The following is a 16,819-nucleotide window of genomic DNA, read 5'->3' on the forward strand; positions in this document are numbered from 1 at the left end:
TCAATGCCACCCGATTCGCGCACCTCGATTGCCATGCCCCTGTTTCTGCTAGGTGCTGCCATCGCCGCAAGTTTTCTGGCCTCCAGCGGGCCGGTGCAATGGATGGACAATGGCATGTTTCTGGCCAACGCCCGCGAGGGCCATTATTTCAGCCAGTCGCTCGGACCGCTGGAGCATCCGCTTTATCAACTGCTCAACTCGGTATTCTTCACACTGTTCGGCTCGCGCGCGCTCAGCCTGTTGAATTCGTTACTGCTCCTGCCGTTGGCATGGATCGTCTATCGACTGGCGCAAAGCCTCGGCGCCGGGCCACGTCAGGCTGTACTCGCTGGCGCAGCAACGGTATTGGCGCACGGGATATTCTGGGTGTCGACCAAAGCAGAGGTTTACCTGCTGCACACGCTGTTCGTACTGCTGGCTTATACACTGCAGTTCAATGACAGCAAGCGTCTGACGCCGCTGAAAAAGCTGTTCATGATTGGCGTGCTGACTGGAATGGCGGCCTCGACTCATCAACTGACCTTCGTGGTCCTGCTGCCGCTGTACCTGCATGTGCTTTACCTGCATAAGGCGCGCGTTTTGATCACCCTGCCCGGCTTCATGCTCGGCTTCGCGGCAGCCGCTGTTGCGGTGTTCAATGACCTGAACAGCGGAATGGGCCTGCTGGATATTGCGCGACGTTACCTGACCGGTGCCTCCGCAACCGTTGCGGGGCCGGAGTGGGAAGGCAGCCTGTTGCGTTTCGACGAACTTCTGGAGGAAAAGAACGCAGCCATACTGTTGCTGCTGTCGCTGATAGGGCCGCAGTTGGCGGGGCTGCTGCTGTTTCCCAAGGAGAGTCGGCTGCGTTTGTTGTGGAGCGCGGCGCTGTTGAATCTGGTTTTTGCCATTTCCTATAACGTGACCGACCGTTTCACCTTTTTTCTGCCCGGCGTGGCGATGATGAGCATTATCGGCATGATCCACCTGCGGCGGGTTTTGCCACGCAATTCGACACGCGGCATCTTGCTCAATCTCTCGGTATTGTCCTCGCCGACGGTGATTCTGTTGGCGTATTCACTGTACGCAAACGGGGTCATACATTTTCCTGAGCATAAGGAGAAGCTGCCCTATCGCGACGATATCCGTTATTTCATGGTGCCTTACCTGCGCGACCGCTCTGCCGAGCAGTTCGTACGCGCGTATGAGCAGGTCGTGCCCAAAGATGCGTTGATCATCGCCGACTGGACACCGATGGGCGCAATGCGCTCCGGGCAAGCTGTCGGGCTGCTTGCCGGTCGCAGGCTGGCCATGTGCGACGACAACGTCGCCATTCGCGCGGTATTGAGCAGCGATGGCGTCTATCTGCCACGGTTGAGCTATTGCGGGACACTTACGCAGCACTACCGGCTGGAAGAACAGCCGGTAGGGTATTCATTGCAGGCGAACTGATCATGAATGAACCTCTGACTCTCATTCATGATCAGTTCGCGCACACTCTCAAGGCTGCCAGAGCGCCTGCCCGCCGCCCAGTTTGCGGTCCAGAAAACTGGCCGCACTGATCAACGCCAGATGACTCAGGGCCTGCGGTGTGTTACCGAGATGATGAGCATGCGCGTCGAATTCTTCGGCGTACAAACCCAGCGGGTTGGCGTAACGCAGCAATTGTTCGAACTCCAGATACGCCTGCTCGACCCGACCGGCGCGGGCCAGACATTCGACGTACCAGAACGAACAGGCGACGAATGCGCCCTCTTCGCCTGCCAGACCGTCATCGTGATCATCATCGTTGCGATAGCGGAACACCATCCCGTCACGCACCAGTGCTGCTTCGATGGCATCCAGCGTCGCCAGCCACTTCGGGTCATTGGCACCGACAAAGCGCACCAGCGGCATCAGCAACATCGAGGCGTCCAGATTGCGGCTGCCCTTGTGCTGCACGAAGTGGCCCAGGTCTTCACTCCAGAAGTTTTCCCAGATGTCGTTGTGGATCTCTTCGCGTACTTTGGTCCAGCGCTCGAAGGGCCCCGACAGCGAGCGTTTGAATGCCAGGCGCAATGCCCGGTCCAGTGCCACCCAGCACATCAGACGCGAATGCAGAAAATGCTGGTCGCCACCGCGCATTTCCCAGATGCCTACGTCGCGATCGTTCCAGTGTTCGCACACGTAGTCGACCTGACGCACAACATGTTGCCAGCCATCATGGGAAATAGCGTCGCCATACTTGTTGGCCAGGTACACGGCGTCCATCAGTTCGCCATAGATATCCAGCTGAACCTGCTTGTAGGCTTCATTACCGATGCGTACCGGCTGAGCGCCGCCGTAGCCGGACAAATGATCGAGATTGTCTTCCGGCAGTTCTGCGTGGCCATCGAGGGCATACAGAATGCCGAGTTTCTCGGTCTGCTCACAGCAGTCGTCGAGCCGCCCGCGCACCCACCCCATGAACGCATTGGCCTCGTCGGTATAGCCCAGGCGCATGAAGGCATACACCGTGAACGAAGCGTCGCGGATCCAGGTATAACGGTAGTCCCAGTTGCGCTCGCCGCCCTCGGTTTCGGGCAGACCGAACGTCGCGGCTGCGACAATGCCGCCATGCTTGCGCGAGGTCAGCAGTTTGAGCGCCAGCGCCGAGCGGGTGACCATTTCACGCCAGCGGCCCTTGTATTGCGATTGCCCGGCCCAGCGCCGCCAGAATTTCAGCGTGTCGTCGAAATAGCGCGAGCATTTGCCTGCGGCCACGTTCGGGTCATCGATACCGCCAAGAATGAACTCGATGGTCTGGCCTTTGTGCATGTGAAACTCGGCCACAGCGTCCTGCTGCTCCAACTGTAGCGGCGTAGCGGCCGACAAGCGCATGCCCGGCTGCCCTTCGGCCTCGAAACAGATGTCCTGGCCATCAATACGCGCGCTGGTTTCTGCTCGGCTGTAGTCCATGCGTACCCGGCAGCGCATGCGAATCGTAGCCTCGCCAAAACGCACTTGAACCCTGCGCACGATGCGCGGCAGATCGTCCTGATCTTCACCAATAGGCATCAGGTCGGTGACTTCCACCACGGCCTGCCCGGAAATCCAGCGGGTCTGCAAGACGTTGGTGTCCGGCAGGTAAATCTGCAATCTTCTGGCATCCGGCAAGTCAGGTGCCAGTTGAAAGATCCCGGCATCGGGCGTATCCAGCAGCGCGGTGAAAATCGACGGACTGTCGAAATCCGGCCAGCAGCAGAAATCAATGCTGCCGGTGTCGGCGATCAACGCGGCGCTGCGCATATCGCCAATGATGCCGTGGTCTTCAATATGGTTTTGCGCTTCCAGGGGAAAATCAGCCATTGCCACGGAACTCCGGATAAAGGGTCATCCCGCCGTCGATGTACAGGGTGGTGCCGTGCACATAGTCCGAGGCATCGGAGGCCAGCCAGAGCACGGCATTGGCGACGTCTTCGGGCTCACCGATACGGCCATAAGGGATCAGTTTGAGCATTTCTTTCTCGGCGTCGCCCTTGCGCGCGTCGGCATTGATCGGAGTGCGAATAGCACCCGGCGCGACGCTGTTGACGCGAATTTTCAGCTCGCCGACTTCCTGAGCAATGCTGCGCATCAACAGATCGACGCCGCCTTTGGATGCAGCGTAATTGACATGCCCGGCCCACGGGATCAACTGGTGCACCGAACTCATGTGAATGATCTTGCCCATCGCCCGGGACACATCAGGGCGCATGCCTTGCTTGATGAACTGGCGCAACGCAGCGCGGGCGCAAAGAAATTGCCCGGTCAGGTTGACGTTGATGACGGTGTTCCAGTCTTCCAGGCTCATGTCGACGATGGCTGCGTCTTTTTGCAGGCCCGAGTTGGCGACCAGGATGTCCAATGCGCCAAAGTGCTCGATGGTCTGCGCAAACAGGCGCTCGACGTCTGCTTCTTTCGACACGTCGGCCCCGACAGCGAGGGCACGACCGCCCGCTGCACGAATCTCTTCAGCCAGCTTCTCGGCAGGTTCAGCCTTGGAGTTGTAATTGATCACCACCGCTGCACCGGCGTCTGCCAGCGCTCGCGCGGCACCTGCGCCCAGACCGGAACTGGCGCCGGTAACGATTGCGACTTGTTGCTTGAGTGAGATGTGCATCGAATTTCAGCCTCGGAGTAAGCGTACTAGTGCTGACTGACGAGGCTGAAAGTAAGTTCAGTTCGGCTTAGGGGGCCGGGTTGGGCTGAGCGGTATGAATGGCTTCGATACCGGCGATGACCTCATCGGACAGCGTGACGTCGATGCTCTCCAGATTGATCTTCAGTTGATCCAGTTTCGTGGCACCAATGATATTGCTGGTTACGAACGGACGGCTGGTGACGTAGGCCAGCGCCATCTGCGACGGGTCCAGGCCGTGTTCGCGGGCCAGCGCGACGTATTTGGCGGTGGCGCTGACCGCCTGCGGGTTGTTGTAGCGCTGGAAACGCTCGAACAGGGTCAGGCGGCCATCGGCCGGACGTGCGCCGTCCAGATACTTGCCAGCCAACACACCGAACGCCAGTGGCGAATAGGCCAGCAAGCCGATCTGTTCGCGAATGGCGATCTCCGCCAGACCGACCTCAAAGGTGCGATTAAGCAGGTTGTAGGGGTTCTGTATCGAGACGGCACGCGGCAGATCGAGGGTTTCGGCCAGGTGCAGAAAGCGCTGGGTGCCCCACGGCGTTTCATTGGAGAGGCCAAAGTGGCGAATCTTGCCCGCCTTGACCAGATCGCCCAGTACCGACAGGGTTTCTTCGATTTCGACAGCCTGATCATCCGGGTCGTGGGTGTAACCCAGCACGCCGAAGAAGTTGGTCTTGCGATCCGGCCAGTGCAGCTGGTACAGGTCCAGATAATCGGTATTAAGACGCTTGAGGCTGGCTTCCAGCGCCGCAGTGATGTTCTTGCGGTCAAGCCGCGGATTGCCATCGCGGATATGATCCATGCGACCTGGACCGACGACCTTGCTGGCCAGCACCCAGTCATTGCGGTCAGCGTACTTCTTGAAGTACTCGCCGATGATGCTTTCGGTCTTGGTATACGTCTCGCCACGCGGCGGCACCGGGTACATTTCTGCCGTGTCGAGGAAGTTGACCTTGGCATCCTTGGCCATACGAATCTGTTCGAATGCTTCATCCTGGGTGTTCTGCTCGCCCCAGGTCATGGTGCCCAGACAGATCGCGCTGACCGACAGATCGGTTTTGCCCAATTTACGAAATTGCATCGATGTCTCCGTTTGATTCAAAAAGATACAGCTTGAAACAGGGCTCCCATAAAACGCCGACTGGTCATTCACTGCAACACTTTTTATCTAGCGATAGCCTTGCGCCTGCAGATCGAACAGCGCGGCGTAGCGCCCTGCGGCGGCAATCAGGCTGTCGTGATCACCGCGCTCCAGCACCCGCCCATGCTCCAGCACGACGATATGTTCGGCGTTGCGCACACTGGAAAAACGGTGGGAAATCAGCAGCGTCATGCGTCCCTTGGCGTACTCCCGAAAATGCTCGAATACCGCAGCTTCTGCCCCGGCATCCAGCGCGGCAGTGGGCTCATCGAGAATCAGAATATCGGCATCGCGACGCATGTAGGCGCGTGACAGCGCGATTTTCTGCCACTGCCCGCCGGACAGCTCCTGACCGCCTGCGAACCAGCGACCCAATTGTGTAGCGTAACCCTTGTCGAGCTGTTCGATAAACTGCGCTGCCATGCCTTGCGCAGCGGCTTCGCGCCAGCGGGTTTCGTCGTGAAAGGCCTGGGTGTCGCCGACCCCGAGGTTTTCACCGACCAGAAACTGATAGCGAATGAAGTCCTGAAAAATCACGCCGATGCGTGAACGAAGGGCGTCTTCGTCCCACTCCTGCAGATCGCTACCATCCAGCAGAATGCGGCCTTGGTCGGGCTGATAAAGGCGCGTCAGCAACTTGATCAGGGTGGTCTTCCCCGAGCCGTTCTCGCCCACCAGCGCCACGCTACGACCCGGTGCAAGATGCAGATCGATGTTTTCCAGTGCCGCACGGCTGGTGCCCGGATAAGTGAAGCTTACGTTCTCGAAACGCATGCCATCGCCGGGCAGTGCACCCTGGGTCAGGCTGCCGGCAGACGGCGTGACCGGCTGGCCGAGGTAAATGTACAGGTCGGCGAGGTACAGCCCATCCTCGTACAAACCACTGATCGCACTCAGGCTGCTGCTCACAGCGGCCTGCCCCTGCTTGAACAGCACCAGGTACATGGTCATCTGCCCCAAGGTAATGCGCCCATGCACCGCATCGACCACCACCCAGGCGTACGCCAGATAGAACGAAGCAGTGCCCAGCAAGCCGAGCAGAAAGCCCCAGCCATCCCGGCGCACGGTCAGACGGCGGTCTTCGGCGTACAACCGTTCAAAGGTGTCGCGATAACGTTTGAGCAGCAGCGGCGCGAAGCCGAACAGCTTGACCTCCTTGATATAGCCTTCGTGAGAAAGCAGCGTTTCGATGTAATTCTGCCGCCGGGTTTCCGGAGCACGGCGAGTGAATAGCCGAAATGCATCCCCGGAGAAATGCGCCTCGGCAAAAAACACCGGCAATGCCCCTACCACCAGAATCAGCAGCGCCCAGGGCGAGAAATGCACCAGCAACACGGCGAAACTGATCAGGGAAATGAGGTTTTGCATCAGGCCCAGTGACTTGGTCACCAGCGCCAGCGGCCGGGTCGAGGCTTCGCGCCGGACTCGTACCAGCTTGTCGTAGAACTCCGAATCCTCGAACTGCGACAGTGACAGGGTCTGGGCTTTCTCCAGAATCAGGGTATTGACCTTCTGCCCCAGCAACACCCGCAACAGTGCCTGCTGCACTGAGAGCCCGCGCTGTGCCGCTGCCAGCAGGGCCAGCACTCCGGCATCCAGCGATACATAACGCAACACCGGCCATAGAGGCGCCTCGCCAGTGCTGGCATGCAGTTGCATGGCACTGACCACCGCATCGACAATCCGCTGCCCCAGCCAGGCGGCCAGCGCGGGCAGCAAGCCTGCCACCAGCGTGGCAACGATCAGGCCGATGGACAGCGCTCGGGAGGTGGTCCAGACCAGATGCATCGCGCGCAAGGCCTGCTGCATAAACGACGAGAAGCGTTTGAAAACCGGCATACGCTTAAAAAAGTCCTGAAGAGCTTGAATAAAGGGCCGAAACCACCAGATGTCTCACCGCGCAGCCCTCTCAAGAGCGGACGCAGAGCGTCCAGAACTGCATTCCCACGCTGGAGCGTACGGAACGATAACCGTAACTATCGTGCAACGCTCCGCGTCGGCACGCCTTTCTGAGCGGCTTTTTAGAACTCACCCTCACTTCGGTGCGCGCTGTACGCAGCGTTCGCGGCGGTCGTCGACGCGCTCGGCGAACCAGGCGGTGGTCAGGTTGCGGGTGATTTTCGGGCTTTTCAGGGTGATGCCGGGCAGGATGGCTCTTGGCAAGGGCTTGCCCGCTGCCTTGTCCGCCAGTGCGAACACCTTGCTGTACAGATCGGTCTCTTCGAACTCCAGGGTATCGCCCTGCTTGAGCTGGTTCCATATCTGTGACTTGTTCATGCCCAGCCGATCAGCCAGGGTTCGCACTGCCAACTCGGTGGCGCCTGGCGAGGTGGAGTCGAAACGAATCAGATCGCCATCAAGCGCCAGCTCGATGCCGGTCGCACGACTCACCGCGTTCTGAAACGCGGCATTGCGACTGGCGTACCAGCCAGCATTGAAGTCGGCAAAGCGATACAGGGACTGGGTGTAGTTCACCGGGTAACCCAACAGATGAGCGATACCGAAATACATGCCACCACGACGAGTAAAGACTTCACGTCGGATCGAGCCATCCACCGTGTAGGGATAATCTTCCGCATGCTTCTCGGCAAAGGCGATGCTGACCTGCATCGGGCCGCCGGTCTTGACCGGGTTGAAATTGCCGAACAGTGTCTGGCCCAGCGGCACCATGCCGATGAAATCATCAAAGATCGCGCTGAGGTCTTTCTCTGTACGGGCTGAATCGAGCCGCTTGCCGTAGGTCTTGCCATCGGGTGAACGTACGCGCAATGCAGTAGCTATCAACGCATTGGGGATATGCAGGCGCGCGGCGCGGCGGTTTATTTCGGCACGGGCAATGCGGCCCATGTCCGGCACCGCAGGATCGACCTGAAAGGTTGACTCCTGTTCGGTCACGGCCAATACCGAGCACAGATTTTCGGTGGTCATCGGAATTTTCTGCGCGGCAAATGCGGCATGGATATCCGTTGCCCACGCCTGCCGATCCGTGGCATTGGCAGGCATCAGGCGCACGATCTGCGCACGCGCCTGTTCCGGGCTCAGTTCGGGTTCCTGCACACGCTGGGTGCCACAACCTGCCAGCACCAGCAGCCCGACGCTGAGCATGAGCGATTTGCTTAGCCTTCGATTCAATCCATGACTCCTGCCAGGTTCGCGCTTTACAGCACCGTTCGCTTCAGAAGGCTTTAAAACACCGACCAGTCGATCCTCGCGCTGAGTTTTTCCAGCGCAGCCATACCGACAAGGGAATTGCCCGCCGCGTTCAACTCCGGGGACCACACACAGACCGAAGCGCGCTCCGGCACAATCGCAACGATACCACCCCCAACTCCGCTCTTGCCCGGCAGGCCGACGCGATAGGCAAAGTTGCCGGCTTCGTCGTAAAGACCGCTGGTAGCCATGATCGAATTGACCTGAGTGGCCTGGCGTGCGGTGAGTATCTGCTCGCCGCTGTGAGTGCAGAAGCCCTGATTGGCCAGAAAACCGAATGCCTTGGCCAGATCAATGCAATTCATGCTCAGCGCGCAATGGTGGAAATAGCTGCGCAGCACGTCTTCCACATCACCATGAAAATTGTCGAAGGACTTCATCAGATAGGCCGCCGCGGCGTTGCGCGAACGGTGCTGGTATTCGGATTCCGCAACTTTGGAATCGGAGGTGATCGCCCGGTTGCCGCACAAGCGTCGAACGAAGTCACGCATTGACAGCGACGGTGCCGCAAACCGTGCCTGATTGATGTCGCAGATCACCAGCGCGCCGGCGTTGATGAACGGGTTGCGCGGCCTGCCCCGTTCGAATTCCAGCTGCACCAGCGAGTTGAACGGCTGGCCGGAGGGCTCGTGCCCCAGGCGCTGCCAGATGTCCTCACCGGAGTGCCCGATGGCCTGCACCAGGCTGAACACCTTGGAAATACTCTGTATCGAAAACTGCGTTTCAGCATCACCGGCGCTAAACACCTGGCCGTCGTTGCCGTACACCGCAATACCCAGTTGATCAGGCCGAACCCCGCCCAGTGCCGGAATGTAATCGGCCACCTTGCCTTGACCAAGCAAGGGTCTTACTTCATCGAGGATTTCGTTCAGCAGGTCTTGCATGTGTGCGCCCCTTGTTTTGGCTGCGCACACTACACCAACCCCAAGCGCCTCGCATCACTGTGTTGCAGGCTCAGTCCCGGTAATCGGTGCCGCTACGCTCCAGCTCTCGGATCAGCGCATTCCAGTGTCGGGCGACACCCGGACCATGGCCGTCCTTGATGGCCTTGGCCTGCTCTTCCACTTTGGCGATGACCTCCCGGGGCGGAAACACCAGCTCAACGTTGCCGGCAGACTGCGCTGCAATCTGAATATTGCAGGCGTACTCGAGGGCATGCAGTTGCTGGAACGCGTGCTCTACACTCACACCGCCGGTGAGCAAGCCGTGATTGCGCAGGATCATCACGCTCTTGTCACCCAGATCCGCGACCAGTCGTTCACGCTCGCTCAGGTCCAGCGCAATGCCTTCGTAACCGTGATAGGCCACGCGCCCGGAGAAGGCAATAGAGTGCTGGGAGATCGGCAGCAGCCCGTCCTTTTGCGCCGACACTGCGATACCGTCACGGGTGTGGGTGTGCAGCACCGCTTGCAGGTCATGCCGCGCAGCGTGAATGGCACTGTGAATCACGTAACCGGCGTAGTTGATACCCAGCCCTGTCGGGTCATCGACAATCGTGCCGTCGATGTCGACCTTGACCAGATTGGATGCGGTAATTTCATCGAACAGCAGGCCAAACGCGTTGATCAGAAAGTGCTCGTCCGGCCCCGGCACCCGCGCCGAGAAGTGTGTATAGATATGGTCGGTCCAGCGCTTGAGCGCGGCCAGCCGATAGGCCGCCGCCAACTTGACCCGGACTTCCCATTCTTGCGGCGAAACCCTGTCACGCACACTGCCGCCACCCGACGGCGTACCTGGCTGGAGTGGCAAAGCGCTGACGTTGCTCATAATGTTGCTCCTTGGTGACTGCTGACTGGCCAGCCAGACTAGGCGCATTACAAATCAATTAAAAATCACATTTACTTCTAAGCTAATTATAAAAAATAAGAATATTAAGAACGACTGGTGTACAGGCTTCCCAAGCGCATCAGGCGGTCTATTCATATTCATTAAGGTTATTTAAATAAATTCTTATATAGCGATATGCTCCATAAAATTCCGTTTTCGCTTTGGAGCCATGTATGTCAAAACCTGCCCCCTTTCTACCCCGTTTCAGCCGCCTCGCAGCGGCCATCGGGCTTGGTGCTGCGCTGTTGACCGGAACGCTGATTGCGCCCGCCAGTGCACAGGCTGAAGGCGAAATTCGCATTGCCGAGCAGTTCGGCATCGTCTACCTGCTGCTAAACGTGGTGCGCGATCAACAATTGATCGAGAAACACGGCAAGCAAGACGGCCTGGAGATCAAGGTGGACTGGACCCAATTGTCCGGAGGTTCGGCGGTCAACGATGCGCTGCTGTCGGGCTCCATCGATGTAGCCGGTGCCGGGGTCGGCCCGTTGCTGACCATCTGGGACCGCACCAAGGACAGGCAGAACGTCAAGGCGGTCGCGTCGCTGGGCAACTTCCCGTATTACCTGGTGAGCAATAACCCCAACGTCAAAACCATCGCCGACTTCACCGAAAAGGACCGCATCGCGGTGCCGGCAGTCAGTGTTTCAGTGCAGTCACGCTACCTGCAGTTCGCCGCCGCGAAACTCTGGGGCGACAAGGAATACGCACGCCTGGACAAGTACACCCTGAGCTTGCCGCACCCGGACGCCGCCGCCAGCCTGATCGCTGGCGGCACCGAGTTGACCGGGCACTTTTCCAACCCGCCTTATCAGGATCAGGAACTGAAAAACCCCAACGTGCATGTAGTGCTCAATACCTATGACCTGCTGGGGCCTAACTCTCCCACCGTACTGTTCGCCACCGAGAAATTTCGCAACGAAAACCCGAAAACCTACAAGGCCTTCATCGAAGCGCTGGCCGAGGCAGAAGCTTTCGTTAGTAAAGACATCGGTGCCGCAGCCGACATCTACCTGCGCGTCACCAAAGCGAAGATCGACCGTGCCGAACTGTTGAAGATCATTGATCAGCCGGAGTTTCAGTTCACCATCACGCCGAAGAACACTTACCCGCTGGCCGAGTTTCTGTACCGCGTCGGCGCGATCAAGAACAAGCCAGCGTCGTGGAAGGATTACTTCTTTCAGGATGCCACCCCGTTGCAGGGCAGTTGAGTTCTCGCACTGATCCTTATACGCAACAGTCGCTCGGCGCATAGACAAGTCCGGATGACGGGCTTCTGCCCGGAGGGCGTGGGAGCGTCGCCCGGTCCGCTCCCACGGCCTTCGGCCAGAATCAAGAGCGGACTTATGCATAACGCGAAGCATTGGGACGACAATCAGCAACAAATCAAATTACCAGTTGTACGTCACCTTGCCGTAGTAAAACGCCCCGCTATACCCGTAAGGCGAGAACGTGCTGTAAGCCAGGTTGCCGCCGCTGGACGAGAAGTCGTTGAGCTTTTCGGGGTACTTGTCGGTGACGTTATCACCGCCCAGGGTGAAGACCCAGTTCTTGAGTTTGTAGTCTACTGCGAGGTCCAGCAGCCACGCAGCGCTGAAGGTCTGGTCGTTGACCTTGTCGGCCTGGTAGCTGGTGAACTCGCCGTAGCGAACCAGATTGGAATGCAGTGCCCAGTTACCGAAAGTCAGATCATTGCCCAGCGTCAGTTTGTGCTGCGGGGTGGTATCTCCCAGCAGACCGATGCGCTCCCTGCGATCCACCCGAACCAGATTCACCCCTAACTGATCGAGAATCGCCGGGTTGGCTTTCACGTCGGTGACTTTGGTGTGGTTGTAGTTGTAGCCCACTGTGCTGTTCCAGCTCACGCCGTTATCGAACTGGTAACGATAATTGGCGACCAGATCGACACCGTCGGTACTGGTGTCTGTGGCGTTGGTGAAATAGCGCGCGCTGGTGTAGTTGATATCACCCACGCCATTGCTGCGCAGGTAGTTGATGGCCGTGTCGTTGAGCACCAGGTTAGAGGACAGCGAGATACGGTCCTGAATGTCTATGCGGTAGACGTCGGCCGTTACAGTCAGGCTGTCCAGTGGCTGGAGCACCAGGCCCAGGCTGTAGTTGCGCGACTTTTCGGGCTTGAGGTCTTCGGCCCCCAACAGTTGCGCAACGTTACTGCCGGCCGGGAACGTGCCCGCTTCCTGGACAGTGTTGCCAATCAGTTGTGACGAGGTGAAGGTGAAATTCTGCTGCGCCAGTGAAGGTGCGCGGAAGCCCGTCGATACGCTGCCTCGCAAGGCCACCTGCGGGGTGAAGTCATAACGTGCCGAGAGCGAGCCGCTGACGTTGGAGCCAAAATCGCTGTAGTCCTCGTGGCGAACGGCAGCCGACACACCGAGCTTCTCGGTCAGGTTGGTTTCCACATCCAGATACTGGGCGAAATTGTGTCGCGAGTAGCTGCCTGCATCGGCGGCGCGGAAACCGCCCAGCCCGGAACTCCCGGTCTGAAAATACGACTCGGCCTGCCCCGCTTCGATCTGATAACCCTGACGCAGGTATTCCGCGCCAAACGCAACCGATACCGGATAAGGCAACCACGCCGCGCTGAACTCCCGCGACAGGTCGAAGCTAAGTTGCTTCTGATCGTTGGTCAGCGTGCCGTTATCGAACGAGCGCGGCGTGTTCAGTCCCAGTGACGTATTGATGGTTTTAGTGCGCAGTTCATAGGTGTTTTTCCCGTAGTTGGCAGACACGTCGTAGTGCCAGTCATCCGCCAGTTCGCCGCGTAACCCCGCTACCAGAGAAGTGTCCTCCAGCGTGCCGTTAATCAGTGGCAGATAACCGTTGGGGTAAATCGCAGCGATATTGTTGGAGGCGTTGCTCGGTCGATAAAACGCGGCAGTTTCACCACGGCGCTTGCTGTAGCCACCGAAGCTGTAGAACTCCGCCGCATCGTTGAAGCTGTACTCGGCGTTGTATTGCAACTTGCCTTCGCGGGTTTGCGGCTCCCCCTGACGGAACACCTGCTGACCGTAAGTCGTGGAGCCTATGCTGGAAGTACGAAGATCATCGCCGGCACGGTTGGTGTAGTCGTTGTTGGAGCCTTCACCCGACAGGTTCAACGTGCCGTTGTCGCCCAGCGCGAAACCGGTGTTACCGGACACCTGACGCTGAATCCCGTCGCCCTTCTTGTACTGACCGTATTTGCTGGAAATCGACCCGCCATGATCGGCGCTCTTGAGGATGATGTTGATTACCCCGGCAATCGCATCGGAACCGTAACGCGCTGAAGCACCGTCGCGCAGCACTTCGATGTGGTCGATGGCGGACAGCGGAATGGCGTTCAGGTCGGCAGGTGCCGAACCGCGTCCGACCGCCCCGCCCAGGTTAACGAAGGCCGATGTGTGGCGACGCTTGCCATTGACCAGCACCAGCACCTGATCCGGCGACAGGCCGCGCAATTGCGCCGGTCGGGTCAGCTCGGCACCGTCCACCAGGCTGGGCCTCGGAAAATTGATCGAAGGGATCAAGCGCGCCAGCACCGTGCCCAATTCGCTGGAGCCGGAACTGCGCAGGCTGTCACCGGAAATTACATCGATGGGCGACAGCGAGGCACTGGCTGTGCGCTCCTGCGCCCGTGTGCCGGTAACGATTACCGTGCCCAGGGTGGATGCGCTTTGGTTGTTTTGTTCATCTGTTGCCTGTGCAGCCTGGGCGCTTGCACTGATGCCTGCGACGCTCAGCAAATTGGCTGAAAAAATCGCCGTGGCCAATACACTGCGTTTGAAATTCCCCATACCACTACCCCTTGAAAATCCTTGATCCAGAAACTCTGTTCTGGTTACAACGAGCGATCCGTGCGGCGGACGGTGGCGATCATTACAGTGTCTGATTGGTGTTCCGGAGGTCCGATGTTTTATAGCTTAATGACATTGATTTAAATTTTTAAATACCAATAAAGAATAAGAATCTATCTTTGTGTCCAGGCTGAAAAATGCCTGAAACGCGGACAAAAAAAGGCCGCACCTGCCTGAGGATGCGGCCCAAAACTGATGAAGCTGATGGACGAAAAAGCGCTTATTTGGCAGTAATTACCGACAGTTTGGTGATGCCTGCGCGTTCGATGGAAGCCATGGCTCGTGCCACTTCGCCGTAATTCACGCCATTGTCCGCCTGCAACTGCACGCGCACGTCAGGGGCCTTGTCCTTGGCCGCCTTGAGGCTGGTTTCCAACAGATCTGGTTGAATTTCATCCTTGTTGATGAACAGCTTGCCCTGCCCGTCGATACTCACCACCAGTGGGTCTTTCTGCTCCACTGGCGCAACCGATTCGGTCTTGGGCAGGTTGATCGGGATCGAGTTGGTCAGCAGCGGCGCGGTCACGATGAACACCACCAGCAGTACCAGCATCACGTCCACCAGCGGCGTGACGTTGATCTCGCTCAGCACTTCATCGGTGTCTTGTGTGGAAAAAGCCATCTCAGGACGCCTCCTTCACTTTCTGCCCGGCCTGCCCGCCTGTAGCACCAGATCTCAGGACCGGATGCAGCAGCACGCGGAATGCACTCTTCTGCGCCAGGCTGTAGAAGTCATGGGCGAAGTCATCCAGGTCCGCAGCGGTCAGTTTCAGACGCCGCAGGAAGTAGTTGTAGACCAGCACCGCAGGCACGGCGACGGCGATGCCGACACCGGTTGCCACCAGCGCTGCGCCGATCGGACCGGCAACGGTTTCCAGGCTTGCGGAACCGGCAGCACTGATGCCCTTGAGCGCCGACATAATGCCCCAGACCGTACCGAACAGGCCGATAAAGGGCGAGGTGCTGCCAATACTGGCGAGAATCGCCAGGCCGGTTTCCAGCGAGCGACGCTCCCGAACGATCTGCTGACGCAGGGCACGCTCAAGGCGGTCCTGATGATTGATGGACTGACTGAGGTCGTTGGCCTGCGCGCCGTCCGGCACTTGAATGGCGGCGTAACCGGCCAGCGCAACACGAGCCGCAGCGCCGGGCTGTTCCTGAGCCAGCTGCGCGGCCGAATCCAGGCTCGATGCAGCCCAGAATTGCTTGTGGAACTTGCGGTCCTGGGACTTCAGGCGCGAGAACTGCACGCCCTTGAGCAAAGCAAGACCCCAGGTGGCAACGGAGAAGATCACCAGCAGCCAGATGACCGCGTGTTCGATGGATTCAAAAGGCGAAGCAAGTAGGTTCATGGCGCAGCTCTCTCTGAACAAAGTCTGGACAAGGCATGGAGTGTGTAGCGACGCGCCTTTGGTTCAGGTAGCTCGCAAGGTCAATCGAATAGCGGGTTGTTTGGTCTTAAAGCCTTATTTGATCCTGAAAACTCATTTGATCTTGAAATCAATGGGCACGCTGACCCAGCCGTCCTGAGCGACATCGCCCTGCTTGGCGGGCACAAAGCTCCAGCGTTTCACCGCTGCAAGCGCTGCGTCATCCAATTGATCGCGGCCGCTGCTTTTCTGTATCTGAATCTCGCCAGGCTTGCCGCTGGCCAATACATGAACGCGCAGCAGAACAGTGCCTTCCCAGCCGCGACGCATGGCCAGCGACGGGTATTCCGGTGCCGGGTTGCGCAGGTAGCCAGCGCTGGCAGAAGCCGGAGTTACCGGTTTTGGCGCGGGCGGTGCGGGAGCGGCGGGCGCAGCGACCGGTGGCGCGGGCACGGGTGGTGCGGGTTGCTCGACCGGTTTCGCCACTGGCTTGACGACCGGTTTGACCACCGGCCTGGGCGGCTGCGGCTTGGGTTTGGGAATCGGTTTGGGTGGTGGCGGCTTGACTGCCAGTTCATCTTCGACCGGGGGCGGCGGCTCGACCACCGGCTGCACGACAGGCTCGGGCGGTGGCGGCGGTGTTTCCACGACCGGCGGCGCGGGCTGAGAGAACTCGATGGTCATCGGTGGAATTTCCGGCGGCACGACCGGCAATGCGGGTGTCGGGTTCTGGCTCAACCAGTAGATGACCGCGCCATGAAATACCAGCGCCAGTGCACCGAGCAGAATGGCTTCGCGTCGTCCGAGTATGGGTTTTGGGGTGCTTTGCAACCGCGATAACGCCAGAGGCGCACGGAAAGGACGCCCCAGATCGACCAGGTCGCCACTCGGCGTCTGGCGCCAAGGCACATCATGTGCGCTGGCTGCGGTCTGGACATTGCCCATTGATACACTCCTGCATTTTCATGATAAAAATCCAGGTTCTGTTGGTATCAGTCACCTTTCCAAAGTTGATGTGGCAAGGCAATCATCGCTGAAAGAAGCTTGTTCCTGAAAAGAATATTTGGTTCGCTGGTTAGACTTTAAGTGAATATATAAATCAGCGCAGACCTGTGATGCGAGAGCGTGAGTAACGATAACCTCAACTATCGTGCGACGCTTCGCGTCGCATGCCGTTCTGGACGCTCTGCGTCCGCTCTTGAATTGCAGTGCGGCGCAGAGTTGTGACGCGGAGCGTCACGAGAGGCATTCCCACGCCCGAGCGTGAGGAACGATAGCCGTCAGGTAGATCAGG

13 protein-coding genes are annotated in these 16,819 nt (G+C 58.7%); 2 read left to right on the forward strand and 11 right to left on the reverse strand.

Translation table 11 applies throughout. The features are described from left to right. Positions 1-3: 3 nt before the first annotated feature. On the forward strand, positions 4-1,431 hold the full coding sequence (locus tag RGM3321_RS18335; protein ID WP_244394273.1) for a DUF2723 domain-containing protein: 1,428 nt from the start codon (positions 4-6) through the stop codon (positions 1,429-1,431). A 48-nt stretch (positions 1,432-1,479) separates the two neighbouring features. On the opposite strand, the gene RGM3321_RS18340 is transcribed toward RGM3321_RS18335, so the two are convergent. From RGM3321_RS18340 to RGM3321_RS18370, 7 genes are all read right to left on the reverse strand, one after another. Further along, the gene (locus RGM3321_RS18340; RefSeq protein WP_244394274.1) at positions 1,480-3,306 is read right to left on the reverse strand and encodes a glycoside hydrolase family 15 protein; all 1,827 of its coding nucleotides are present in this window, start codon (positions 3,304-3,306) and stop codon (positions 1,480-1,482) included. Further along, positions 3,299-4,099 carry an SDR family oxidoreductase gene (locus RGM3321_RS18345; protein WP_005733527.1) on the reverse strand — a complete coding sequence of 267 codons (801 nt, stop codon included), beginning with the start codon at positions 4,097-4,099 and terminating at the stop codon, positions 3,299-3,301. Before RGM3321_RS18345 ends, RGM3321_RS18340 begins: the two co-directional genes overlap by 8 nt. A 67-nt stretch (positions 4,100-4,166) precedes the next feature. Next, the gene (locus tag RGM3321_RS18350; protein ID WP_244394275.1) at positions 4,167-5,204 is read right to left on the reverse strand and encodes an NADP(H)-dependent aldo-keto reductase; all 1,038 of its coding nucleotides are present in this window, start codon (positions 5,202-5,204) and stop codon (positions 4,167-4,169) included. An 87-nt stretch (positions 5,205-5,291) separates the two neighbouring features. Then, positions 5,292-7,103, reverse strand: coding sequence for an ABC transporter ATP-binding protein (locus RGM3321_RS18355; protein WP_244394276.1), 1,812 nt, complete (start codon positions 7,101-7,103; stop codon positions 5,292-5,294). A gap of 195 nt (positions 7,104-7,298) precedes the next feature. After that, the gene (locus tag RGM3321_RS18360) at positions 7,299-8,369 is read right to left on the reverse strand and encodes a DUF1615 domain-containing protein (RefSeq protein ID WP_244394386.1); all 1,071 of its coding nucleotides are present in this window, start codon (positions 8,367-8,369) and stop codon (positions 7,299-7,301) included. Positions 8,370-8,449: 80 nt separating this feature from the next. Beyond that, positions 8,450-9,358 carry a glutaminase B gene (gene glsB / locus RGM3321_RS18365; protein ID WP_002553827.1) on the reverse strand — a complete coding sequence of 303 codons (909 nt, stop codon included), beginning with the start codon at positions 9,356-9,358 and terminating at the stop codon, positions 8,450-8,452. Positions 9,359-9,428: 70 nt separating this feature from the next. Next, entirely contained in the window at positions 9,429-10,241 is an 813-nt protein-coding gene (locus RGM3321_RS18370) for a class II aldolase/adducin family protein (protein ID WP_244394277.1), read from the reverse strand. Between the two features lie 233 nt (positions 10,242-10,474). On the opposite strand from RGM3321_RS18370, the gene RGM3321_RS18375 reads away from it, so the two are divergent. Then, the gene (locus tag RGM3321_RS18375; protein ID WP_057404673.1) at positions 10,475-11,512 is read left to right on the forward strand and encodes an ABC transporter substrate-binding protein; all 1,038 of its coding nucleotides are present in this window, start codon (positions 10,475-10,477) and stop codon (positions 11,510-11,512) included. Positions 11,513-11,692: 180 nt separating this feature from the next. Here the strand turns inward: RGM3321_RS18375 and RGM3321_RS18380 are convergent, their stop codons facing one another. The 4 genes from RGM3321_RS18380 to RGM3321_RS18395 form a co-directional block, all read right to left on the reverse strand. Continuing rightward, positions 11,693-14,095, reverse strand: coding sequence for a TonB-dependent receptor (locus tag RGM3321_RS18380; RefSeq protein WP_244394278.1), 2,403 nt, complete (start codon positions 14,093-14,095; stop codon positions 11,693-11,695). Positions 14,096-14,375: 280 nt separating this feature from the next. Next, positions 14,376-14,777, reverse strand: a complete 402-nt coding sequence (locus tag RGM3321_RS18385; RefSeq protein ID WP_002553831.1) for a biopolymer transporter ExbD — start codon at positions 14,775-14,777, stop codon at positions 14,376-14,378. A 1-nt stretch (position 14,778) separates the two neighbouring features. Next, complete coding sequence (locus RGM3321_RS18390) at positions 14,779-15,507, reverse strand: MotA/TolQ/ExbB proton channel family protein (RefSeq protein WP_244394279.1); 729 nt, start codon at positions 15,505-15,507, stop codon at positions 14,779-14,781. Between the two features lie 132 nt (positions 15,508-15,639). After that, positions 15,640-16,470: an energy transducer TonB gene (locus tag RGM3321_RS18395; protein WP_058401118.1), complete on the reverse strand. Its 831-nt coding sequence runs from the start codon at positions 16,468-16,470 to the stop codon at positions 15,640-15,642. Positions 16,471-16,819 lie beyond the last annotated feature (349 nt).

The organism is Pseudomonas sp. RGM 3321 (genome assembly GCF_022836805.1).
Taxonomy (GTDB): domain Bacteria; phylum Pseudomonadota; class Gammaproteobacteria; order Pseudomonadales; family Pseudomonadaceae; genus Aquipseudomonas.